The sequence below is a fragment of the Agrobacterium larrymoorei genome (genome assembly GCF_013322225.1).
GTDB lineage: Bacteria > Pseudomonadota > Alphaproteobacteria > Rhizobiales > Rhizobiaceae > Agrobacterium > Agrobacterium larrymoorei_A.
On record NZ_JAAMFB010000031.1, the window covers coordinates 204,013 to 225,439 of the forward strand.

The window sequence follows — 21,427 nt, forward strand, 5'->3', positions numbered from 1 at the left end:
CTTGAATCAAAAACGGCGGCCGGCAACGGCCGCCGTTTTTATTTATCTTGAGCGGAAACAGGTTATCAGCAGGTGGTCGCTATCTGGCTGAGTCCGAGCGAGCGCTTTTTGAGAGGTCAAGCAGTACCCTTACGCCCTATAGACCTTATCCGTTCACGCAGCATTTTGGCTAGATTTCTGGTGTTGCGGTACATGTGAGCTTGTGCGGCAACCTGGCGAACGTCGCGGTCGCTGTTCTGTGACAGGCCGACGACCAAGGTGCCCATTTCGCTCGATTGATTCCAGAATTCATGCAGTGGGAGGTCTTCCTCCGCGGCACAGCTGTCCGTCTTCAACGTGTTGGCATCGTCCAGTTGCCACTCGGTCAAACGGTGCGCCAGCAGGCGATCGGTCATGTAGCTGGCAAAGCTTTCATTAAAGGCGGCTTTCCAGATATAGGCTTCGCCCATTGCCATGAAAATTACCATCGAGGCGATGGCTTCGCCGTTGAAGTCGATGGTGTGAATGCGCACCGCATCGATTTCCGCAAGATTGGTGATAGCCTCCCGGGCAAAGGCTGCGCGGTAGCGGTCGTTGACGAGTGCAGCGCGTCTGCGGCCCTTCACACCATTCGCTTCCAGCGCAAGAAACTCCTCCATCCGCAAGCGCACGTCCTGCGGCTGACGGGCGATCTCGTAAGTCAGCGAGCCGGTTTGTTCAAGCTCGCGCCACTTTTTCTGCAGAATTTGCAAATCACCGGCTGGCACTTTTTCCTTTAGATAGGCATCGGCGTCCGTGCCGCTTTCCAGCATCACGCGACGGTGCGGTTCCGAAGTCGTCAACGGAAGGTTCCGGCTGAGTGCGATGGCCTTGATCATCCGCACGAAAGGCCCGTCGAGCCGGAGGAATGGAAGCACCAGAACATTGGGAAGGCGCAATTCCGGCTGGGCCAGAGCATCGAGAAGATTGTCGATGGTTTCGGCAGCACCCTCATTATCGACCAAGGGCGTGCCCAGTGGGCCAAAGGGGTTTGCCCAGGCGCGAAGAATAGATGGGCCGACGGAAAACCCAGGTTTTTCAACCGTGAAGGGCATAAGGAAGCGCATGCGACTACGCTTTCCATTTTCATCGCGCATCAGAGCAAAGCGAACAGACCGATCATCGATGCGCGGCATGGCGGGCGCAAGCAGGCGACCGGTGAAGAAAATATTCGGCTCCATGACCCGGTTTGAAAGAAAATCCAGTTCTTCCTGAAGGTCATAACCCAACTGTGCGGGATAAATGCAGAATTCACGGCCTTCCCGGCCCACGCGAATGCTGCTGTCGGCGGCTGGCCGTTCCAGTTCGGCAGATGCCAGAAGCATCGCAAAGCGGTTGTCGCGCAAATCTGGATCGTTGGGATCGCTAGCCATGCTCGCCTATACAATTTTCCGCTGCATTTTATTCTCAACTGCCACGCGATGGATCATATACTGTTAAAACGTGAATGTTGAGAGCAATTAAATAGAGAAAAGCTAAAATGCTGCCTATCATTCTATCCGTGAACATCCGGCAGGGTGCCTGCGCTTTTTCGCTTCGGCACAAGCCCAAGCACCAGGGCACAGCCAATGATGATAATCGCCGCGCCCGTGAACTGAGCTGATGACAGAGGCTCATCAAGCACGATCGCACCGATGAAAACGGCGATCACGGTGACGACGAATTCGACGCTGATGGTTTTTGTTGCTCCAATTGTCGCGATGAGCCGGAAGTAGGTAATGTATGTCAACGCGCTCATGACAACGGCGAGGGCGAAAAGATAACCGATATCGGCAAGGCTTGGCGTGCCGGGGATAGGCACGACGAAGAGGAAGGGCAACGTCATAATGCCGCCTGCAAGGAATGAGCCGATGGTGATTTCCCAGGAGCCGGTCCCCTTGAGGCTGCGACTGGCATAATTGCTGCCGAATGCCGCGCATATGCAGCCGAACAGGCAGGCGAGACAGCCGAGAACGAAGGATTGCGTCACCGGAACAGCGGGGAAACCGACAAGTATGACGATGCCGCTGAAACCGAAGGCCAGTCCCAGCAGACTTTGTGCCGAAATCTTCTCCAGTCCCCAGAACTGACCGATCAGCATGGAAAAAAGAGGAATGCTGGCGACAAGAATTGCCGCCATGGCCGTGCCGATCAATGGCGTGGCATAGGACAAGCCGATCAACTGACCTGCCACTGTCGTCGCGCCAACGACCGCAAAGGCCCTCCAGCCCGCCGAGAAATCCAGCTTGCGCTTCGTGGCCCTTGCGATGAGGTAAAGCGTGATGCTGGCCATGAAACACCGCAGTGACACGGCACCGACCCAGCCAAACGCCTCAACAGCGTGAAGCACGAGAAGAAACGAAAGCCCCCAGGCTACGGCGAGGAACATATAGGCGGCGAGTTCACCCGGTTTCATGATGGTGGTTATCCCGGCAAGAGCGAAGTATTGCCTGTACGCACAACTCTACTGCGGTTCAGAGGCGACGACATGTGCAATGTGAACTGGAGCACCTGCCTAGGCTCGAAAAAGGGCATGTACTTCAGTTCACAGTTATGAAAGGCCGGGCTTGCCGTCAATGGAATTTTCAATGGTGTCTGAGCGACCGAGTATCTTACAGTGTTGCGAGCAGCCTGTTGCTTAATGTCCCTGCGGAAGCGAGCTGCATGGCGACTTTCTTTTCTATCGCTTCGATAACCGTATCCGTGAAATCGACATTGGTGAGTTCACGGATGTGCCCGAGGCCGCCGGGTGAAAAAACGTTGACTTCCAGTATCTTGTCGCCGACGATGTCGAGCCCGACGAGGAACATGCCATCTTCCACCAGCTTCGGGCGCATCATTTCCGCAAGCGCGATCACTTCGTCGGTTACAGTCACCGCCTCGGCAGTACCAGACGCGTGGATGTTGGAGCGCAGATCGCCCTTTGCGGGTACACGCCTAAGGGCGGCGTAAGCACCGTCACGCATCAGCGGCTCGCCATTCATCATGAAGAAACGGATATCTCCGTTCTTTGCGGCGGGCAGATAAGCTTGGGCGATGAGGTAGCCCTCTATGCTGATAGCCTCGAAAATCTGATTGAGATTGGTCTCTTTCGAAGAGCCAATCTTGAAAACGTTCTTGCCGCCCGAGCCTTGCAATGGTTTGACGATGACGCCTTTTGGATGTGCGTCTGCAAAGGCGCGGATTTCTTCAACATTGCGGGAAATCAGGGTCGTCGGCCGCACGATTTCCGGAAAGCTCTGGAAGTAGAGCTTGTTTTGCGCCAGCGCCAGTCCCTCGGGGTCGTTCAGCACCAGCACGCCGCGCTGTTCCGCCAAACGGCCGAACAGGATGCCGGAATGGACCGCCCAAGGCCTCGCGGTTTGATCCAGCGAGGGGTCGTTGCGCAGCATCAGAGCGTCGATGTCCTCAATGTTGATGGTCTCGCGCTGGAGCGCGCGCTCCTGCAATGCTGCGTGGAAAGCTTCCATCTTTTTGTATTTCTGCCGAGGCATGACGAGGCCGTGCACGACCAGCGTATCATCGCGGCGAAGCGTGAAATCGCCGGGTGTGAGATAGACGACCTCGTGGCCCCGGTTCAGCGCAGCCATTGCCAGCAGTCCGGTGGCGAAGCTTGGAAGTTCGCCTTCGATGGAATTGACGAAGAATGCCAAACGCATGGTCCGCTCCTTATAGTGTTGCCATTTCGGCGATTGATAGTCCGGCTTTGATCTTTTCCAGCCGCTCGCTGGATTTTGCCGGTGAAAGAAAAGCGGGGCGAATACCCGGCGGACGCAGTAACCCACGAAGTGCGAGTTCCTGCATAACCGGAAAATGTGCAGCTGAAATCTTACCCATCCAGAACGGATCGAGCGCGCCACCCTTTTGCAGGTGCTCGACAATTTCGCCGAGGCCGCGCAGATAAATCGCGTCTTTCGAAAGCCCGCCGCCTCGATAGATACGCAATACCATGTTGAAGGCACTCGCGTCGTCGAAGCCATGCTCTTCCGTCACGATACGGAAAGTTTCGACAAAGTCCGCGCCATCGAGCATTGCATCGCAACCGACCACACGACCAGCGATCAGGCGCAGGCGTTCCCGTGTCATACCGCCCGCCAGATGTTCGGCAAGAACGGCTAGACCCTCCTGTACGCCTTCGTACCCGGAAAGCCCACTGCGGAAGAGACGTAAACCTTGGGCAGAGCCGTTGAAATAGGTCAGTAGATGAACACCGATCTCGTGGTGCAACAGAGCGTCGACACGACGTCGTTCCATGATGGTGTGGCGGGAGATCAGGAGTTTCTCGCTGGTCACCATCAGTCCGGGGGGAAGGTCGTCGCGGATTTCGATGCGGGCCTTGAATTCCGGGTTCTCCAAGCGGTAGGCGTCCACCATCGCACGCGCCCTTTCGGCCACTTCGTAGCATGTGACCATTGGGATGTCGTCTTCACCCTCCGGGCGTTTGCAGCGTGCCAGCACATCCAGCGCCTGTCCGAGCAGATGGCTTTCAACTGAACCATAAAGCGCGCGGCTGAAATCTGTAAATTGGCGGCGATGCAGGTGAGCAAGCATCGTCAGTTGGAGATCTATTTCCTGCTGCTTTTCGCGATAGAGATGGTAAAGGACAGGATCTTCAAGCCGGTCGAAGGCGACGGAGTAAAGTTTGCGCTTCTGCTCCTCCACGTCGACACCCAGGGGCCGATAAAGGAAATGAGGCGCATATTGAAAGCCGCTCTCCTTGAATTCCTCGAATGCCTGCCGAGCGTTGATAGGCGTCACGGAAAGCAGGAAGTCAAAGGATAAGGATATGTCGTCGATGGAGCGATCCGCGCGCCGTACCGCATCGACAAACGCCTTTCGACCGAGAGCACGGTGGGTACTGACCTGCAGCGCATTTTTATCCGTGGCAAAGGCTGCAAAGGCACGCAATCCGGCATCCAAAAGGTCGGCGATCATCGTCTCCCGTAAACCGGGGTAATCACTGCCGGATTCCGGCTGACGGTAAATAGGTGCAAATCGCACGCTGATGCAGGGGAATGAAAGGCCTGCTGCCCGCAGCTTCGCTACCGGATCTGCATCCAGTTCGGGCTTGGTTATCCTGGGCGTTCGAAAGCGGATATCCGCATCGCAAACGGCTTTTATGAAAACCCGTTTAGCGTTCTGCGTCTCAGGTTCCGGCGTAGCCGAAACGGAGACCTCGTAATGCGGCAGGAACGGGGAGTCGTCGGCAAGCAGGATATCGTGCTCGAGTTCGCCAACGTCCAGCACGATAAATGAGCCGAAGCGCGCCTGCATCTCATGCCCCACGGCCTCGATCAGTGGGGCGGCTTCAGAGAGATTCGAGGCGATAAGATAGGAAGCATGGGCCGATGCAATGTCTCGCGCAGCCAGGTTTTTGGTGCCGCCTGTCAGGTGAACACATAGGAATGGCAGTGGCCGGTCTATGTGAAGGCGACCGTCCTTGCCTATATCCTGCCGTATCGCTTTGCCAGCGGTTAGAGCCGCCATAATATCCGTGTATTGACTGGCTGTAGCCTCGGCTTTTGTCGCTACCGTGTGCGTCATGGTCGGCTCTCGAGCATTCTCTCGAGTACGACCTCCAGCGACGCCAGCGTCTCGGATATGTCGCTTAGCATGTCGGTGTCTGGTTCACCGGTCCACTCGTCCATGAATATCTTCTTGAATTCGACCGCGATTGCGCACCCGTTCTGGCGAAACTTTTCGTGGATGAACTTCGTCTGCTCGCCTCGTCCCTGAAACGCAATATTTTCACGAACGTCGAGATGGCGTCCACCGATTTTGGCTTGGGCGAAGTGGTCGATTACGCCATCTACAATATATGCCCAGCGGTCACGGTCCATCGAGGAGGTGCCGATATTGATATCCGGTGCATCGCTCGCCGTGGTTGGTGCTGCATCTGGGCCGCTTCTGCGGTGATTATAGGTATGGATATCCAGCACGACGAATTGACCGAAGCGAATTTCGATACCAGCCAGATAATTTTCCAGCATGGAATAGTACTGTTGATGCGAGGTTAGCGAACGCCTCAGTGCCTCGTCATCTGGACGATCTTTCCAGACCTCCAATCCCCAGGACTGCTCGGGTGTCAGATAAATCGCCTGTTCCCGAGCGCGGTTGAGGTCAATTTCGAAGCGGGAACGGTGGAATGCGATCTTGTTCGTCAATCCCGAAATCATCTGCGCGGTGAACGGATCTTCTTCGTAAAGACGCTGCTGGTCTGAAAGGTTCATCAGCGGCAACAGTTCATCGCGAACGTGATGACCGTCATGGATCGCGGTACCGATCACTGGCGAATGCCCGTAAGTCAGTGACCAGAGTTGCCTTGGCCTCGTAATAGTGCGTCTCGTGAAATCGTCCATTTGCCCTCGCATTTTCACGGGGCAAACAGAAACGGCGGAGACTTGGTTCCAGCTGCTTGTGGCACTCTGGTACGAAAGTTTTACCTGCAAGTTCGTGGAGGCGGGGAGATCAATCAGCCTTTGCGTATGCGGAAGCGGTGTCCGTCCTGCGTCGCGATCTTTTCGATCAGCGTGTGGCCTTCTTCATTGCACATATGCGGAATGTCGATGACGGCCAGCGGATCGGTGGTGTCAACGAGCAGTTCGTCACCCACGGTCATGGCGGATAGTTTTTTGCGGCTTCTCATGGCGGGAAGAGGGCATTTGAGCCCTCTTAGATCGTAAAGAACCGCCGACCGTACGGTCATTCCTTCGCCCAGAACTTCCAGAAAGGCTTCTTTGCTGCCTGTTCGTCTGAAGGTGCGGAGGCGCTGAAGGCGAGCGGATTGACCGCAGGAACCGGAATGCCCTGAGATGCATTCGCCTGTGGGGTTTGGGTGGCAGATGCCACCATAACCGAGGCTGGACGTGCCTGCGCCGCCGGTTGCCCTACAGTTGGCTGTGGTGCAACGATCCTCGGGGTAGAAGCAGACGCGATTGCTGTTGCAGCCGGTGCGGAAAGGCCTTTTGCTGCCTTCTTTTCAAGCAGCGCAGCAAACTCGGTTTCCTTCATCAGCTTTCCAGCCTTCAGGGCGGAGCCGGTCGGCGCATATGCCGGTTCGCGACCCTTTCGCTTGTCGGCAACCAGCACCTTGCGCTCTGCCTCACTCGGGTCATACCAAACCATGCCGTCAAACTTCTTCATCGCCTTGTCATAGGCAACGTCATAGGTCTTGTCATAGCTGGAGAGCGCACTGACGAGCGCAGGCGGCGTACTCATCGCGGGGCAAGCGGCAGCGGCGTTGAACTGTCCGCCCTGTGTTTGCTGATTGAACGTGTACTTCTTTTCACAGACGTTGACTTCCGGCGGACGCTTCGTGACTTCGAAATGGTCGTAGCCGACCTTCAGCATTTTCCAGAATTCGTAATTCTCGCTCTTGTGATGGCGTGCCATGTTTTCCGCCGTCATGCGGAAAGGTAAAGCCTGAAGCTGGATTGCCTTTTGCCCGCCCTTGAAGGCGTCGCGCGCAAAGCCGTAAATTTCCAGCATCTGCGCATCGGTCATGGAGTAGCAGCCGGAGGAAGAGCAGGCACCGTGGATCATCAGGTTGGTGCCGTTACGCCCATTGGCCTGATCGTAGCGGTTGGGAAAGCCGGTATTGATGGAAAGGTAGTAGCTGGAATAGGGGTTCATATGGCCGGGCGAAAGGTTATAGAAACCTTCCGGCGCCTGCCTGTCACCTTCTTTGACCTTGGGGCCGAGTTTACCCGACCATGCGCAAATATCATAGGAAGCGATGACCTCGAAGCGGTTGTCTCGCTTAGCTTTCCAGACTTCGAGCTTTCCCTCTTCCTTCAGAATACGGATCATGATCGGCGCATTGCGATCCATATTCTTCTTGTCCATCTCCGCAAGGATGGCAGGAGAAAGAGGATAATCGACCTTGTTCTTGACGTGAGAAACATCGCGCTCGACGGTTTCGAGCGTTTCGTTGCAGCCCACGAGCACGAACGCCGTGCAGGCAAGAAGAGCAATTTGTCTCAAACGCATGGCTGGCGCACCAATTTGCAGGATGTCGAATGGTGGTATGATAAATCGAAATTGATTACAAGAGTGTTGTTTTTTCACCTTATTCGTAAAGTTGCAGGTAACCATGGGATGATTATATTTCGAATATGATAGATCTGTTTCATGCCTACTGGCCGCATGTGCTGGCGCTCCTCTCCGTAATCATGGGGACAGGCGCTGCGGTTCACGCCACCATGACGAAACAGGAAGTGCGCTCGGCACTCGGTTGGGTGGGTGTCATCGTGCTTTCTCCCATCATCGGCGCAGTCATTTATGCCATCGCTGGCATCAACCGCATCAGGCGCAGTACCGTTGGTCAGCAGCGGTCATTGATGCACGGCACTATCATGGATCGGGTTGCCCGTTTCGATGCGGAAAATTCGATCGTGATCGAGCGGTTTGGACGGCGTTTCGTCTCGATGAAGACGGTCGGCGACCGTGTGACCCGCACGGCGCTGACGACCGGCAATAACATTCAAACACTTTCCGATGGAGATCAGGCCTACGCCGCAATGCTGGAAGCGATTGGGCAGGCGAGGCGCTCCATCATTCTCGAAACCTACATTTTCGACCATGACCGTATCGGTCTGCGTTTCGTGGAAGCATTGTGCGAAGCCAAGGAACCCGGCGTGGAGGTGCGTGTGCTGGTAGATGCGGTGGGCGCGCGATATTCGGTTCCGAGTATCCTGAGTAGCCTGCAAAAGCGAGGCATCACCTCCGCAGTCTTCAATGGCAACGTCATCATGGGGTTGCGTCTGCCCTATGCAAACCTGCGCACGCACCGGAAAATTCTTGTCGTTGACGGGAAGATCGCGTTCACCGGCGGAATGAATATTCGAGAAGGCTTCACGCGCGAGTTCAACGGCGACAAACAGTCCCATGACACGCACTTTCGCGTGCTGGGGCCGGTCGTGGCGGATCTTTTTACCGTGGCCGCAGAGGACTGGAGGTTCACAACGCGCGAACGGCTGGATGGGCCGGTCTGGGACATTACCCTGCCTGAAGGAACACCCGGTTCGCCAATCCTGTCGCGCGCGGTCGCTTCAGGCCCCGACAATGCCGTCGAAACCAGCCACAAGATGTTGATGGGAGCGTTTTCAGTGGCGCGGTCCTCTATCCGCATCATGTCTCCCTACTTCCTTCCGGACAGGGAACTTATTTCCGCCCTGGCGACCGCGGCACGAAGGGGTGTCAGCGTCGATATCATCGTGCCTGCCACGAACAATCTCATGCTGGTGGACCGCGCCATGACCGCGCAGTTCGATCAAATCCTGAAAAGCTACTGCCGGATATGGCGGGCGACCGGGCCGTTCAATCACTCGAAGCTCCTCGTGATCGACGATCGATGGTCCTACGTGGGATCATCCAATATGGACCCGCGTTCATTGCGATTGAACTTTGAGGTGGATCTGGAAGTTCTGGACGAAGGATTTGCACGATCCGTTTCAAAGCGCATTGCCGCCGCCATGGAAAATGCAACGCCGGTGAAGCTGGATGAATTAAGGGCGAGGCCGTTCTTGGTGCGCCTGACGGAGCGTGTGCTGTGGCTGGCTTCGCCTTATCTTTGACCTGAGGCTGGGGTGATGAAAACGTGGATGCTAAGGGACAGGAAATTGATGCGAGCCAAAAACAACAGCCTTCCCGCCGCACTTATGAGATCACTCCGAAACCGGAAAAATCGCGGGGATCTGACTGCTGATACCGAAAAGCAGGGCAGTCCCATCATCGCATCCTACAATGTCCACAAATGCGTCGGTCGTGACCGTAAGTTCGACCCGGAGCGTACCAGCCGTGTCATTCAGGAGATCGGTGCGGACATCATCGCTTTACAGGAAGCGGACAGCCGTTTCGGTGAACGCACAGGTCTGCTCGATCTTGCGCGGCTGGAGCGGGAGTGTGGGCTGGTGCCGGTTCCTATCGTTCCAGGTGCGAAGGCGCACGGATGGCACGGTAATGTCGTCCTCTTCAAGGAGGGGGCTGTGCGTGACGTTCACCCTTTGAAGCTTCCTGGTCTTGAGCCCCGCGGCGCGCTTGTGGTTGAGCTTGATCTGAAAAACGGCGGGACGCTTCGCGTCATCGCCGCTCACTTCGGACTTTTGCGTCATTCCCGGGCTCAGCAGGCGAGGGCGCTTGTCGAACTGCTCAATACGCGCGATCAGCAACCGACAGTGCTGATGGGGGATCTCAATGAATGGCGGTTGGGCAACGGTTCATCCCTGAACACCTTCAGGGATGCGTTCGGTCCCCTTCCTCCTGCCGTACCGAGCTTTCCCTCCGGGCTTCCGGTGCTTGCGTTGGATCGCATTATTGCCAATCGCGAAGGGCTGGTGGTAGGCGTGGAGGTGCATGACAGCGTGCTCGCCCGCATCGCTTCAGATCACCTTCCGCTCAAGGCTTCGATTTGCACCGAAATTCTGCAGTCATCGTAAACGAAGATCGGTACACGCCTCGCGACAGATCAACTGCCCTTATCCCGCCAAAATGGCTGAATATCTCCATGAGGTATTCTTTAACCACGCGCGGAATTTCAAACGTGATCGTCATTTTCGGATCAATTCGAGGGAACAAACGTTAGTCGTGCGCAATTGAATGCCCAAGAAGAAAAATGGGTGCTGCCGGTTAAAAGTTAAAACAGGAGAAGACAAAATGAAAAAGACGATTGCCGTAACCTTTGCAGCAGTGACGCTCGGTTTGGCTGGAACGGCCAGCGCCATTGCAGCCGACATGGCGACATATCAGGAAACCTATCAGGCGCCTGAGGACGACCGTAATGGCGTCAAGATTGGTTATTTGACATGTGATGTCGGCGGCGGCGTAGGTTACGTGATCGGTTCTGCAAAGGAGCTCGACTGCGTATTCCAATCAACACTCGGCGCGCGCCGTACGGATCACTACACCGGCGCGATTCGCAAAATGGGTGTCGACCTGGGCTTCACGACCCAAGGCAAGTTGGTCTGGGCAGTATTTGCTCCGACCGCAGGCTACCATTCCGGTTCGCTCGGTGGTCTCTACCAGGGCGCAACTGCTGAGGCGACTGTCGGTGTTGGCGTAGGTGCCAATGTTCTCGTGGGCGGTACCTCTGGCTCCATCCAGCTTCAAACCGTGAGCGTTACCGGTCAGGTCGGCTTGAACCTCGCAGCAACGGGTACATCCGTTACGCTGACGCCTAATCGCGGCTGATCGGTTCTATCGGTGTAGGCCGAACCTTCGCATTATATTGCACCCTTTCCGTTTTGAACGACGGGGAGGGTGCTTTATTATGGAAGTGAAACAGATCGTTTCGAATGGGTCGTGTCACACGTTATGAAAACAATGCTTTTCGTTCTGTTGCTCTGGGTGCTCGCATTAGCCGCTCCGGCCATGGCGGAGGGCGATGCGGTGCGAGGGGAGCGCTCCTTTGCGAAATGCTCGGTTTGTCATGACGTCGATCATCCCCGCACACGCATGGGCCCCCATCTGATGGGCGTGGTCGGACGACCTGCCGGGATCGTTGTGGACTTTGCGAGCTACTCGGATGCAATGAAGGCTGCCCAGGCGAACGGCGTCGTCTGGAACGAGAATGAATTGAGCCAGTTCCTCGCCAGCCCGCGAAAGTTCTTGCCCGGAACTTCAATGCGTTTTTTTGGGTTGTGGAGCCAGTCTGAAATAGACGACATCATCGCCTATCTGAAAACCATTCCAGCTACCCAAAAATAACAACGATGTTGCTTTTTACAGCCGTGCAAGGATTTCTTCGGCCTCCTCAAGCTCCATGGCGAGGACCCGGTTGGCAATGTCAAAGCTATAGCCATTACGCGCCAATGCAGCCATTTCCTTGGACAGGCTCTTTGCATCGCTGCTTTCATCTCGCCTGAAAGGCCCAAGTCGCCTTTTGCGTGCCAGAACCACTGCGGAAGAGAGATCATCCGCCTCCTCGAGGGCTGCGGCAGTCACCTCCCTGTCGACGCCTTTCATGCTTAGCTTTTGCGCGATTGCTCTTTTGGACTTGCCGTTACGAAGTGCGGTGCGTGTCGCGCTTTCAGCGAAGGCTACGTCATCCAGTGCCTTGATCTCATAGGCGAAATTTACTGCCGCCTCTGCAAGACTCTTGATCTGGGTGGGAGAGATGTCATCGAATTTGGATTTCGCTTTTTTCGTTATTGCGTCGAAAAGCTGCTTTTCCGTCATCATCCGTCTCTCCAACCGATAGATGGTGGAGTTTCGAGCCCAACTCAACATGCGTTTCGATGGTTCGTCCTGCTCAGCATTCTTGGATGTCACGGCTTGGGCGCTTCTATCGTTTCTATCAAACGGTGGATATAGTCGGAAAAGACCGAGAGCATATCGAATTGTTGTGGTTTGCGCAGCCAAAGCATTTGCAGGCCATCCATGATCGCGATGAGTTCGGCGGCGATGTGATCTGGCTCGATTTCCGATCGAAGCTCACCGGATTTGATTCCCGCCTTCAGGACAGTGGAAATATAACCGGTTGTCTTTGCTACCCTATCGGCAAACCAGTTTTCTGCCGGATGATCTTTGGTGATGCTTTCAGCATTGAGGATAGCGAAGGTGCGAATGACGCCCGGTATCGTCTGATTATGCTCCACAATGGAGATCAGACCAAGGAGGCACAGCCGCCAGCCATCGCTCTCTTTCGTCAGATCTTTTACGATTTCCTCGTCCCTCTTGCTCAAAACAGCGAGAAGGAGGTCAACTTTGGTCGGAAAATAATGCAGCAGTCCAGGTAATGTCAGACCGACGTCTTCCGCTATCGCTGCAAAGGATGAGCTTTGATATCCATCATTGGCAAAGTGGCGCATGGCGGCGTTCAGGATTTCTTCTCGCCGCCGCTCCCCTTTGGGAGATTTGCGGCGCCGTATCCCGTCTTCGGCCTTCTTCAATACTCTCTCCGTTTCTCTTGATCTTCCACAACTAAGCGTTCCGCTTACGTTCTAACCGAGAACGAAGGCTTTGTCATCTTTAGCGCCGTCTAAATCGTGCAGGCGCGGCATCGATCGACATTAGCGGGGACTGTCCGATCCCACGCTCTATTGCGACGATGGCTCGCGCATCGAGAAGACATGGATTGGCTGCTCAAGTCCACGTAGATGTTGCATTCCCTCAGATTGAAATGCCGCTTGGTCTTTGGCCAGATGGACAAACGCCTCGGAGAACAGCACCTGCTTTCCAAGCGATTTCGTCAGCGTTTCCAGTCTGGATGCGATGTTTACGGCGGGGCCGATAACGGTGAAGTCCAGGCGACTCTTGGAGCCGATGTTACCGTACATCACATCGCCCACATGGACGCCGATACCGTAGCCTAGTGGCTCATGACCGTTTTGTATGTTTCGCTGATTGAGGCGCTCCAACTCAACCTGTGCTTCCCGGATGGCAGACATGAGGTTGGAACTCGCTCCCTCATCGCTTGTTGGGAAAATCGCCAGTAACCCGTCTCCCATGAATTTCAGTATCTCGCCACCATATCGCTCGATGGGTTCTGACATGGCATCGAAATAGTCGTTCAGAAGCTCGATGACATCGTCCCTCGGCCAAAGGTCGGATATGCGCGTGAAGTCCCTGAGGTCGCAGATCAGGATGGCTGCGCCGACGCTTGCCCCGCTGCCGCGCCTTGTCGCCCCGTCCAGAATTTCCTGGCTCGCGTGGGGTCCGACATAGGTTTCGAGAAGCGTCCTCGCCATGCGGTTCTTGAGCCGGATTTCCGATACCAGTGAAATCGCAGGAATGAGACTGCGGAGAACCGCGATCTCATCGGAAGAGAACCCGCCGGAACGGTCGCTTGCAAAAGAAATGACATGACGCTTGCCAAACGTATGCTGAAGCGGCCAAGCGGCATATTCAGTCAATCCCTCGGCTGCCAGATCATCGTAGATCTCATACTGCTGGTCCCGTGACGGAGGTACATCCAGCCTGTGCCTTATCTCGTTCATCCCCGTCAGAATATCGTGGACGGGACTGTTGAGGTATTCCGTGGAGGTCTCCGTTCCATAGGCATAAGTCGTGAACTCGGCTTCAGTCTGCCCCACCCGCCACAAAATACGTGCACCCCTCCATTGCGGGTGTTGCACCAGAAAACTGAGAGAACCTCGTGCGACGGAAATGTTCTGGCTGTGCAGTCGCATGCACATTTCGACAAAGATATTGTCGATGTAGCGGTTGTTGCTGGTATCCGTGACAAGCCATTCCAGCACATCACTTCGTTCCGAAGGCCACAATTCCTCTTCGATAGGAATGTGCGATGCTGTTTCGCGATCGGTAGCGGCCATTGCTTTGCCCCATGAACAAACGCCGCTGTGCTCGTATTGGCAGCGGTACAGAGCCGTAAGTGGGTATTGCCCGCTCGTTTTTAAGGGGTGAGAAAATGCCTGATAAATATTGGCCGGTGGCCGTTAGCTGTCAGAGCCCACGCCATGGTAATTTCCGGCCAATATTTTCGCGTTAGCGTCAGATGACGCTTGCCAGCGGAATTTGCAGCGCTGCCGCGACGCGTTTGACGCGCAACGGATCGCTGTCGTCACCGTTTTCCAGTGCAGTAATTTCCTGGCTTGTCAGGCCGCATGTCAATGCGAGCTGTTCGATCGTGTAACCTGCCGCCTGACGCGCAGCCGTAATGTTGCGCGCGAATGGAGCGCTTGTCGCGTTACCGGAGGTCGGTGTGGAGACGGATATCGTCATAAGAATCTCCCTGAAATATGGACACTGAATATGCCGGCATTGGAGACTTAGCCGGAAATGAATGCGACCGCGCCGCAGAGGAGATGTGCATGTTGCAGCGCAGCGGAGAAAATAGTCATCTTTGGCCTGCAAGCAACAGTTAATTCTTGGTAACAATTGCAGATCGCCCGGCGCGAGGCATTAACGGCCTTGTTTGCGGTAGGTTCCGTGACTTCAAAGCGGATGATTTTGCTGCCCAGCCGAGCAACTTAATCGCTGTACCCAACGTAGACCTGCCCATCGGTGAGTCGCTGTTGTCACGGGTTGAATGCGCCGTTTGACTGCTCGAACCAGTAAAAGACGGCTTGCCGTCAAGGGTGGCGATGAAGTTAATTTTGAGGGTTCGCGACCTGGTGCGTTAACCATTTGTTAACCAAATCAGCAGTACCTCTTTATCAACGATTTGTTTACCTAGATGACCAAAGTGCTAACAGATTCCCGCTCGATCCGTATCAAAGGCCGCTCCTTTCTGGCGGTCGTTCTCTCCCCCGAGTCGCCGCTGGATGTCTGGCTAGAGCGACTTGACGATCTGGCAGCGCGATCTGCCGGGTTCTTTCTGTCACGTCCCGTTGTGTTGGACGTGGCGGATCTGAAGCTCGACAAGGCTGGGCTGAAGACCCTTTTAGCCGAGCTTTACAAACGCAATGTCGCGATCATGGGCATCGAGGGCGCACGTCCGTCCATGATCGAGACTGGAATGCCACCTGCATTGAAGGGCGGTAAGCCAGCGTCTGATGTGGAGGTGGAGCCTGTTTCGCTCGCTCAGGCCGAAACACCGGAAGAGCCTGAAAAGGCTTCGGTGACAGAAATACGAAGCGTCGTTCAGTCCCTGATGATCAGTGAACCTGTTCGCTCCGGCCAATCCATCGTCTTTCCGGAAGGGGATGTAACGATCGTTGGTTCAGTTGCGTCTGGTGCGGAAGTGATCGCTGGTGGATCGATCCACATTTACGGTGCGTTGCGCGGTCGCGCCATGGCGGGTGCGCTCGGCAATGCCTCGGCGCGCATCTTTTGCAAGAAGCTTGAGGCAGAGCTTCTGGCTATCGACGGTGTTTACAAGGTTGCGGAAGATATCGACCCGAAGCTTCGGGGGCAGGCCGTCCAGCTGTGGCTGGAAGACGATACGATCAGAGCGGATAAACTTTAATTAGGCCGTAGGTGGCAGGAACAGGAGATCAGGATGGGGAAGGTAGTTGTCGTTACCTCCGGCAAGGGAGGCGTTGGCAAGACGACGTCCACCGCAGCCCTCGGCGCAGCGCTGGCGCAGAGAAAAGAAAAAGTCGTCGTCGTGGATTTCGATGTCGGCCTGCGTAACCTCGATCTCGTCATGGGCGCGGAACGCCGCGTTGTTTACGATCTGGTCAATGTCATTCAGGGCGATGCCAAGCTGACGCAGGCGCTGATCCGCGACAAGCGTCTTGACACGCTCTTCCTGCTTCCCGCGTCGCAGACGCGCGACAAGGACAATTTGACGCCGGAAGGTGTCGAGTGGGTCATCGGCGAACTCAAGAAGCATTTCGACTGGGTCATCTGCGATAGTCCTGCCGGTATCGAGCGCGGCGCGACGCTTGCCATGCGCCATGCGGATGTTGCCGTTGTCGTTACAAATCCGGAAGTTTCCTCCGTTCGCGATTCCGACCGTATCATCGGCCTGCTCGACTCCAAGACGCTGAAGGCAGAGCGCGGCGAGCGTATGGAAAAGCACCTGCTGCTGACCCGTTACGACAGCGCACGGGCTGAACGCGGCGATATGCTGAAGGTGGATGACGTTCTGGAAATCCTGTCCATTCCGCTGATCGGCATCATTCCCGAAAGCATGGATGTTCTGCGCGCGTCCAACGTTGGTGCGCCAGTTACGCTTGCCGATGCCAAGTCTGCTCCGGCCATGGCTTATTTCGATGCGGCACGCCGTCTTTGCGGTGAAGACATTCCTGTTGCCGTACCGGGCGAAAAGCGCGGCATCTTCGCCAAGATTTTCGGGAGGGCTGCATGAGCATCTTCAGCCTTTTCCGCAAACAGAAGTCGGCACCCGTCGCGCGCGAACGGCTGCAGGTTCTGCTTGCGCACGAGCGGACGAACATGGGATCGGATCTCGTCGCGGTTCTGCGCGAGGAAATTCTGGCTGTCATCGCCAAGCATGTGCAGATCGACAACGACAAGGTTCATGTCAAGATGGACAGCGACGAACATGTTTCGCTGCTGGAAATCGATGTGGAAATTCCGCTCAGCGCTTCGCTGCGCGCGGCATAATCAGTTTACGACAAACGCCGGGCATCATCCCGGCGTTTTTCTTTGCGCCGTTTGAACTTCGCTCGCAGGTTGGTTATGCAATGTCTTCTTACAGCCAGTCGCGAAGGATGGTTTCATGGCGAATGCGGAGAAAGTGGACGAGAAAGAAAAACAGACCCATCGCAGAGGGTTTGGCGTCTCCACCGTCTATGAAACGCTTCGCAACGAAATCATCGAGCTGAAGCTCGAACCCGGCAGCCCAATCGATGAGCTGCAACTCTCTGAACGCTTCTCCCTATCGCGTACGCCCATTCGCGAAGCGCTGGTCCGGCTCTCGGCGGAGGGGCTGATCACGACGTTGACGAACCGCGCGACCATCGTTTCGCAGATCGATTTTCTGGGCCTGCCGGAATTCTTCGACGCGCTGACGCTGATGTATCGCGTCACGACAAGGCTTGCCGCCGCCAGGCACACGGACGCAGATATCGCACAGATTCGCGCGCTCCAGCGAGAGTTCGAAGAGGCCGTCGAAAAGCGCGATGCGCTGGCGATGATCGCGACCAACCGCGATTTCCATGTGGCTATCGCTCAGGCCGGTGGCAACCAGCACTATGTGGAACTCTTCACCCGGCTCTTGGATGAGGGGCGGCGTATTCTGCGGCTCTACTATTCGTCCTTCAACGATGTGCTGCCCAAGCAATATGTCGGTGAGCATGAGGAGATGATCCAGACGATCATCAGCCGTGATGTCGAAAAGGCGGATCGGATCGCCAAGGCTCATGCGGACCAGATCGTGACGCAGATCCGTTCCTATATCACTGCCGATGCGCGGCACTGCTCAAGCCTTGTTCTTTAGTCGATGGGCTGAATGAACGCCTCCAGCAAGCGGTGGCTCATCTGCAGATCGACTCTTTGTATTTTATTTGTCGACAAATTTGGACCGCGGTGCTAATTCTCATCCCATGACAAGCGGGTTGGATACCGCGAAAGGATTGGGAACCATGGCAAGTACGATTTTCACCGGCTGCATTCCGGCCCTCATGACACCCTGCAGTGCGGATCGGACACCTGATTTCGATGCTCTCGTGAAGAAGGGCAAGGAATTGATTGCAGCTGGAATGTCGGCTGTCGTCTATTGCGGTTCGATGGGCGACTGGCCTCTGTTGACGGATGAACAGCGGCAGGAAGGCGTGCGACGTCTTGCGGAAGCAGGTGTTCCGGTCATAGTAGGAACTGGCGCGATCAACACCAAATCTGCCGTCAGCCATGCAGCCCATGCTGCAAAGGTTGGAGCCAAGGGTCTGATGGTCATTCCGCGCGTGCTTTCGCGCGGGTCTTCGGTTTCTGCACAGAAGGCACATTTCTCCGCCATTCTGGAAGCGGCAAATGGCCTTCCGGCGGTTATCTACAACAGCCCTTATTACGGCTTTGCTACCCGCGCCGACCTGTTCTTCGATCTCCGCTCGCGCTACGCAAACCTGATCGGCTTCAAGGAATTCGGCGGCAAGCAGGACATGACCTATGCCGCAGAAAACATCACGGCGGGCGATGACGATCTGACCCTGATGGTCGGCGTCGACACCGGCGTTTATCATGGCTTCGTCAATTGCGGTGCTGGCGGTGCCATCACCGGCATCGGCAACGCCTTGCCGAAGGAAGTTCTGCATCTCGTTGCGCTATGTGAGAAGGCGGCAAAGGGCGACGCTTCTGCCCGTGCTGAAGCACGGGAGTTGGAAGAGGCGCTGACCGTGCTCTCAACCTACGACGAAGGCCCTGACCTCGTTTTGCACTACAAATATCTGATGGTGTTGAATGGTGATGCGGAATACACGCTGCACTTTAACGAAACGGATGAACTCAGCGCTTCCCAGCGTTGCCATCTGGAAAACCAGTACGCCCTGTTCCGCAACTGGTATGCGTCTCGCTACCCAGCTTGATTGTCGGGCATGTGAATTAAGGCAAGCCATGCGGCTGTCTCCAGCCGCATCGCTTTTTCGTTTGTTCAGGCTCAGCCCTTGATGAAGGCCAGCAGGTCTGCATTCAGCACATCGGCGTTGACGGTCAGCATGCCATGCGAGAAGCCCGGATAGGTCTTGAGCGTGCCGTTCTTCAACAGCTTGACCGACTTGTGAGCCGAGTCCGCGATTGGGACGATCTGGTCGTCTTCGCCGTGCAGAACCAGCGTCTGGACGCTGATGTTCTTCAGGTCTTCGGTCTGGTCGGTTTCGGAGAAAGCCTTGATACCATCATAGTGGGCCTTTGCGCCGCCCATCATGCCCTGACGCCACCAGTTCTGGATCACGCCTTCATGCACAGTCGCGCCATCGCGGTTGAAGCCGTAGAAGGGGCCAGCCGGAACATCGCGGAAGAACTGCGCGCGGTTGGCGGCAAGGGCCGAGCGGAAGCCGTCGAAGACTTCCATCGGCAGACCTTCCGGGTTGGCGTCTGTCTTGACCATGATCGGCGGAACGGCGGAGACGAGAACCGCCTTTGCAACACGACCGGCAGGTTCGCCATGCTTTGCCACGTAGCGGGCAACTTCGCCGCCGCCTGTGGAGTGACCGATATGGACGGCATTCTTCAGGTCCAGCGCTTCAACGACGGCGAAGGCGTCGGAAGCGTAATGATCCATATCGTGGCCTTCCGAAACCTGGGCGGAGCGACCATGACCACGACGGTCATGCGCGACCACACGGTAGCCCTTGGAAACGAAGAACAGCATCTGCGCGTCCCAATCATCGGAGGACAGCGGCCAGCCGTGGTGGAAAACGATCGGCTGTGCGTCCTTTGGACCCCAGTCCTTGTAAAAGATTTCAACGCCGTCTTTTGTCGTTACAAAACCCATGTCCTTGTCTCCTTTAGTGAGGTTAATGGAAGAAGTCTGTGTTGCTGCAAGCGTTGTGCGGGTTGGGAAGGCCGCCGAAGCTGCAAGTGCTGCGCCTGCCAACATGGCAGCGCGACGGCTGATTGGAAATATGCTATTCATCTAAAGCTCCATCAGTCATTCTTTGTAGTGTTGTTCGGTGTCTGATGAAGACATAATGCGCAGATTATCTGCGAACGATAATTGTAATAATAATTGTCAATTAATTTCTATTTTTGAAATAATGTCTCACTCAGTCCGCTGGCCGTTGGGAGGGGGGGGAGGCATCGCCTGCTCAACAAACAGCGCGATGCCCTCAAACCACCGGTGTGAGTTCAGGCAAGCGATTCCAACGCCTCCTCGGCTTCGTAGATCGCGCAAACAATGTGATAAAATGTGCTGGCGGGTGCCGGTTCGTTCAACATCGGCGCATCGTCAGGCCATTTGTCGAACCACAAGCCGCTAACTGGTGTATCCAAGAATGGTTGAAGTGCGCCGACTGCGCGCATGGCGGAGTTGAGATATTCGTGACGCTCTTCGCCAGTCGTTATGGCCGCAAGACGAACAGCAGCCTTTAGCCATTCTGTTTGAGGCCAAAGGCGAGCAAGCGGGTCCCGAACAGAAAAATCGTCATTGAGGCTCATCACTGCGACCTTGCGGCGGGCGCAGATGCCGTGCTTCACCCCGATGTCGAAAAGTCGTTTCGCCGCTGTAATCGCTTCCAGACTGTTGCGAAGAATGCCCCATCGTACGAGAAGCCAAGCCCATTCGAACTGGTGTCCGGGCTCCATGATGCGACCTTTATCGGAGGGATGTGTAGCCCAGTCACGGTCGAAAAATTCCCGCAGCCCCCCATTTTCGGCATCGATGAACTTTGTCATCGCAAGTTTCGCGATCTCATCCGCGACCGTTGTCCATGGACCTTGCGGATCTATCTCTTCCCAGGCGAGCATTGCTTCAAACAGGTGCATATGCGGGTTGGAGCAAAGTGGTTCTTTTGGAGGGCTATCCTCCTCGAAACCGGCGTATGGATGAGCATATTCACTTTTCAGAAGAGCAAGAATCTCAATCGCCCGGCTATTCAGTTTGTCCCGGTCGTCCGGGAAAACGCTTGCAGCCTGCGACAATGCAAACAGGGCAAATGCCTGATTGTAGAGATCGAAGGAGGGGTCGATCAATTTGCCGGAGGAGTTGGCAAGGTTGCCGTAAAGCTTCGTATCGAGCAGGTAAACCTTGTCGAACCAGTTCAGTCCGTGGTGGGCCGCCTTATTCCAGTCACCCGCCCAGCCGCGCCTGCCCGCCGCCGCATAACAATAGGCCTGACGCGGTTGCACACGCGCTCTGCGATCATCGCCAATCATCGGCTTGGCGTCCTGGTCGATCCGTTCGTAAAACCCGCCCTCTGGTTTTGCCGCTCCGACCTCCCACCATAACGGGAGTGCATGTTCGTGAAGCCATCGGCGCAAATTTGCGATTTCTTTGGAGAGAGGGCTCATTACACTCATCGATAGGTCTGCCACGCTGGTTCCTGCTTCTGTTGAATAATATGGTCGAGTTGAAGAATTCGCTCAATCCGAAATCCAACGGTTGCGGCAAAGTTCCCACTCCCACCTCAAATAG

At 55.6% G+C, this 21,427-nt stretch carries 22 protein-coding genes; 9 read left to right on the forward strand and 13 right to left on the reverse strand.

Annotated features, from left to right (window positions below):
* Positions 1 to 116 precede the first annotated feature (116 nt).
* The 7 genes from G6L28_RS19695 to G6L28_RS19725 form a co-directional block, all read right to left on the reverse strand.
* Entirely contained in the window at positions 117 to 1,391 is a 1,275-nt protein-coding gene (locus G6L28_RS19695; protein WP_174065748.1) for a GNAT family N-acetyltransferase, read from the reverse strand.
* 122 nt (positions 1,392 to 1,513) lie between these two features.
* Positions 1,514 to 2,413 (reverse strand): DMT family transporter, encoded by a 900-nt coding sequence (locus G6L28_RS19700; protein ID WP_174065750.1) that lies wholly within the window; start codon positions 2,411 to 2,413, stop codon positions 1,514 to 1,516.
* Positions 2,414 to 2,609: 196 nt separating this feature from the next.
* The gene (locus G6L28_RS19705) at positions 2,610 to 3,656 is read right to left on the reverse strand and encodes a glutathione synthase (RefSeq protein WP_174065752.1); all 1,047 of its coding nucleotides are present in this window, start codon (positions 3,654 to 3,656) and stop codon (positions 2,610 to 2,612) included.
* Between the two features lie 10 nt (positions 3,657 to 3,666).
* Positions 3,667 to 5,484 (reverse strand): flavohemoglobin expression-modulating QEGLA motif protein, encoded by a 1,818-nt coding sequence (locus tag G6L28_RS19710; RefSeq protein WP_234902663.1) that lies wholly within the window; start codon positions 5,482 to 5,484, stop codon positions 3,667 to 3,669.
* A 53-nt stretch (positions 5,485 to 5,537) separates the two neighbouring features.
* Positions 5,538 to 6,356, reverse strand: coding sequence for an N-formylglutamate amidohydrolase (locus tag G6L28_RS19715; RefSeq protein ID WP_174065756.1), 819 nt, complete (start codon positions 6,354 to 6,356; stop codon positions 5,538 to 5,540).
* A 113-nt stretch (positions 6,357 to 6,469) separates the two neighbouring features.
* On the reverse strand, positions 6,470 to 6,703 hold the full coding sequence (locus tag G6L28_RS19720) for a sulfurtransferase TusA family protein (RefSeq protein WP_174065758.1): 234 nt from the start codon (positions 6,701 to 6,703) through the stop codon (positions 6,470 to 6,472).
* Positions 6,700 to 7,986 carry a L,D-transpeptidase family protein gene (locus G6L28_RS19725; RefSeq protein ID WP_174065760.1) on the reverse strand — a complete coding sequence of 429 codons (1,287 nt, stop codon included), beginning with the start codon at positions 7,984 to 7,986 and terminating at the stop codon, positions 6,700 to 6,702. The genes G6L28_RS19720 and G6L28_RS19725 overlap by 4 nt, the downstream gene beginning before the upstream one ends.
* Positions 7,987 to 8,111: 125 nt before the next feature.
* Here G6L28_RS19725 and cls point away from each other — a divergent pair, with 125 nt between their 5' ends.
* The 4 genes from cls (at position 8,112) to G6L28_RS19745 (ending at position 11,700) form a co-directional block, all read left to right on the forward strand.
* The gene (cls, locus tag G6L28_RS19730; protein ID WP_174065761.1) at positions 8,112 to 9,572 is read left to right on the forward strand and encodes a cardiolipin synthase; all 1,461 of its coding nucleotides are present in this window, start codon (positions 8,112 to 8,114) and stop codon (positions 9,570 to 9,572) included.
* Positions 9,573 to 9,620: 48 nt separating this feature from the next.
* Positions 9,621 to 10,433, forward strand: coding sequence for an endonuclease/exonuclease/phosphatase family protein (locus tag G6L28_RS19735; protein WP_174065762.1), 813 nt, complete (start codon positions 9,621 to 9,623; stop codon positions 10,431 to 10,433).
* Between the two features lie 217 nt (positions 10,434 to 10,650).
* Positions 10,651 to 11,184 carry a DUF992 domain-containing protein gene (locus G6L28_RS19740; protein WP_174065763.1) on the forward strand — a complete coding sequence of 178 codons (534 nt, stop codon included), beginning with the start codon at positions 10,651 to 10,653 and terminating at the stop codon, positions 11,182 to 11,184.
* A 132-nt stretch (positions 11,185 to 11,316) separates the two neighbouring features.
* Positions 11,317 to 11,700: a c-type cytochrome gene (locus G6L28_RS19745; RefSeq protein ID WP_234902654.1), complete on the forward strand. Its 384-nt coding sequence runs from the start codon at positions 11,317 to 11,319 to the stop codon at positions 11,698 to 11,700.
* Positions 11,701 to 11,715: 15 nt separating this feature from the next.
* Here G6L28_RS19745 and recX read toward each other — a convergent pair whose 3' ends face one another.
* The 4 genes from recX to G6L28_RS19765 all read right to left on the reverse strand — a co-directional run bounded on the left by recX (position 11,716) and on the right by G6L28_RS19765 (position 14,676).
* The gene (gene recX / locus G6L28_RS19750; RefSeq protein WP_337795782.1) at positions 11,716 to 12,264 is read right to left on the reverse strand and encodes a recombination regulator RecX; all 549 of its coding nucleotides are present in this window, start codon (positions 12,262 to 12,264) and stop codon (positions 11,716 to 11,718) included.
* Positions 12,261 to 12,884 (reverse strand): TetR/AcrR family transcriptional regulator, encoded by a 624-nt coding sequence (locus G6L28_RS19755; RefSeq protein WP_234902655.1) that lies wholly within the window; start codon positions 12,882 to 12,884, stop codon positions 12,261 to 12,263. The genes recX and G6L28_RS19755 overlap by 4 nt, the downstream gene beginning before the upstream one ends.
* A 147-nt stretch (positions 12,885 to 13,031) precedes the next feature.
* On the reverse strand, positions 13,032 to 14,267 hold the full coding sequence (locus G6L28_RS19760; protein WP_174065765.1) for an adenylate/guanylate cyclase domain-containing protein: 1,236 nt from the start codon (positions 14,265 to 14,267) through the stop codon (positions 13,032 to 13,034).
* A gap of 178 nt (positions 14,268 to 14,445) precedes the next feature.
* The gene (locus G6L28_RS19765; protein WP_174065767.1) at positions 14,446 to 14,676 is read right to left on the reverse strand and encodes a helix-turn-helix domain-containing protein; all 231 of its coding nucleotides are present in this window, start codon (positions 14,674 to 14,676) and stop codon (positions 14,446 to 14,448) included.
* Positions 14,677 to 15,130: 454 nt separating this feature from the next.
* Between G6L28_RS19765 and minC the strand changes: the two genes are divergently transcribed.
* The 5 genes from minC to G6L28_RS19790 all read left to right on the forward strand — a co-directional run bounded on the left by minC (position 15,131) and on the right by G6L28_RS19790 (position 18,881).
* Positions 15,131 to 15,862, forward strand: coding sequence for a septum site-determining protein MinC (gene minC, locus G6L28_RS19770; protein ID WP_174065769.1), 732 nt, complete (start codon positions 15,131 to 15,133; stop codon positions 15,860 to 15,862).
* A gap of 33 nt (positions 15,863 to 15,895) precedes the next feature.
* Positions 15,896 to 16,708: a septum site-determining protein MinD gene (gene minD / locus G6L28_RS19775; protein WP_027674137.1), complete on the forward strand. Its 813-nt coding sequence runs from the start codon at positions 15,896 to 15,898 to the stop codon at positions 16,706 to 16,708.
* Complete coding sequence (gene minE / locus G6L28_RS19780; RefSeq protein ID WP_174065771.1) at positions 16,705 to 16,965, forward strand: cell division topological specificity factor MinE; 261 nt, start codon at positions 16,705 to 16,707, stop codon at positions 16,963 to 16,965. The genes minD and minE overlap by 4 nt, the downstream gene beginning before the upstream one ends.
* Positions 16,966 to 17,080: 115 nt before the next feature.
* Positions 17,081 to 17,800, forward strand: a complete 720-nt coding sequence (locus G6L28_RS19785) for a GntR family transcriptional regulator (RefSeq protein WP_174065773.1) — start codon at positions 17,081 to 17,083, stop codon at positions 17,798 to 17,800.
* A 145-nt stretch (positions 17,801 to 17,945) separates the two neighbouring features.
* Positions 17,946 to 18,881, forward strand: a complete 936-nt coding sequence (locus G6L28_RS19790; RefSeq protein ID WP_174065775.1) for a dihydrodipicolinate synthase family protein — start codon at positions 17,946 to 17,948, stop codon at positions 18,879 to 18,881.
* Positions 18,882 to 18,952: 71 nt separating this feature from the next.
* On the opposite strand, the gene G6L28_RS19795 is transcribed toward G6L28_RS19790, so the two are convergent.
* On the reverse strand, positions 18,953 to 19,789 hold the full coding sequence (locus G6L28_RS19795; protein ID WP_234902664.1) for an alpha/beta fold hydrolase: 837 nt from the start codon (positions 19,787 to 19,789) through the stop codon (positions 18,953 to 18,955).
* A 353-nt stretch (positions 19,790 to 20,142) separates the two neighbouring features.
* On the reverse strand, positions 20,143 to 21,312 hold the full coding sequence (locus G6L28_RS19800; RefSeq protein ID WP_174065845.1) for an AGE family epimerase/isomerase: 1,170 nt from the start codon (positions 21,310 to 21,312) through the stop codon (positions 20,143 to 20,145).
* Positions 21,313 to 21,427: the final 115 nt, after the last annotated feature.

Coding starts and splice junctions, on each gene's coding strand:
- G6L28_RS19695 (WP_174065748.1), bottom strand. CDS start 1,391: ATGGCTAGCGATCCCAACGATCCAGATTTGCGCGACAACCGCTTTGCG.
- G6L28_RS19700 (WP_174065750.1), bottom strand. CDS start 2,413: ATGAAACCGGGTGAACTCGCCGCCTATATGTTCCTCGCCGTAGCCTGG.
- G6L28_RS19705 (WP_174065752.1), bottom strand. CDS start 3,656: ATGCGTTTGGCATTCTTCGTCAATTCCATCGAAGGCGAACTTCCAAGC.
- G6L28_RS19710 (WP_234902663.1), bottom strand. CDS start 5,484: ATGGCGGCTCTAACCGCTGGCAAAGCGATACGGCAGGATATAGGCAAG.
- G6L28_RS19715 (WP_174065756.1), bottom strand. CDS start 6,356: ATGGACGATTTCACGAGACGCACTATTACGAGGCCAAGGCAACTCTGG.
- G6L28_RS19720 (WP_174065758.1), bottom strand. CDS start 6,703: ATGACCGTACGGTCGGCGGTTCTTTACGATCTAAGAGGGCTCAAATGC.
- G6L28_RS19725 (WP_174065760.1), bottom strand. CDS start 7,986: ATGCGTTTGAGACAAATTGCTCTTCTTGCCTGCACGGCGTTCGTGCTC.
- cls (WP_174065761.1), top strand. CDS start 8,112: ATGATAGATCTGTTTCATGCCTACTGGCCGCATGTGCTGGCGCTCCTC.
- G6L28_RS19735 (WP_174065762.1), top strand. CDS start 9,621: ATGCGAGCCAAAAACAACAGCCTTCCCGCCGCACTTATGAGATCACTC.
- G6L28_RS19740 (WP_174065763.1), top strand. CDS start 10,651: ATGAAAAAGACGATTGCCGTAACCTTTGCAGCAGTGACGCTCGGTTTG.
- G6L28_RS19745 (WP_234902654.1), top strand. CDS start 11,317: ATGCTTTTCGTTCTGTTGCTCTGGGTGCTCGCATTAGCCGCTCCGGCC.
- G6L28_RS19760 (WP_174065765.1), bottom strand. CDS start 14,267: ATGGCCGCTACCGATCGCGAAACAGCATCGCACATTCCTATCGAAGAG.
- G6L28_RS19765 (WP_174065767.1), bottom strand. CDS start 14,676: ATGACGATATCCGTCTCCACACCGACCTCCGGTAACGCGACAAGCGCT.
- minC (WP_174065769.1), top strand. CDS start 15,131: ATGACCAAAGTGCTAACAGATTCCCGCTCGATCCGTATCAAAGGCCGC.
- minD (WP_027674137.1), top strand. CDS start 15,896: ATGGGGAAGGTAGTTGTCGTTACCTCCGGCAAGGGAGGCGTTGGCAAG.
- minE (WP_174065771.1), top strand. CDS start 16,705: ATGAGCATCTTCAGCCTTTTCCGCAAACAGAAGTCGGCACCCGTCGCG.
- G6L28_RS19785 (WP_174065773.1), top strand. CDS start 17,081: ATGGCGAATGCGGAGAAAGTGGACGAGAAAGAAAAACAGACCCATCGC.
- G6L28_RS19790 (WP_174065775.1), top strand. CDS start 17,946: ATGGCAAGTACGATTTTCACCGGCTGCATTCCGGCCCTCATGACACCC.
- G6L28_RS19795 (WP_234902664.1), bottom strand. CDS start 19,789: ATGGGTTTTGTAACGACAAAAGACGGCGTTGAAATCTTTTACAAGGAC.
- G6L28_RS19800 (WP_174065845.1), bottom strand. CDS start 21,312: ATGAGTGTAATGAGCCCTCTCTCCAAAGAAATCGCAAATTTGCGCCGA.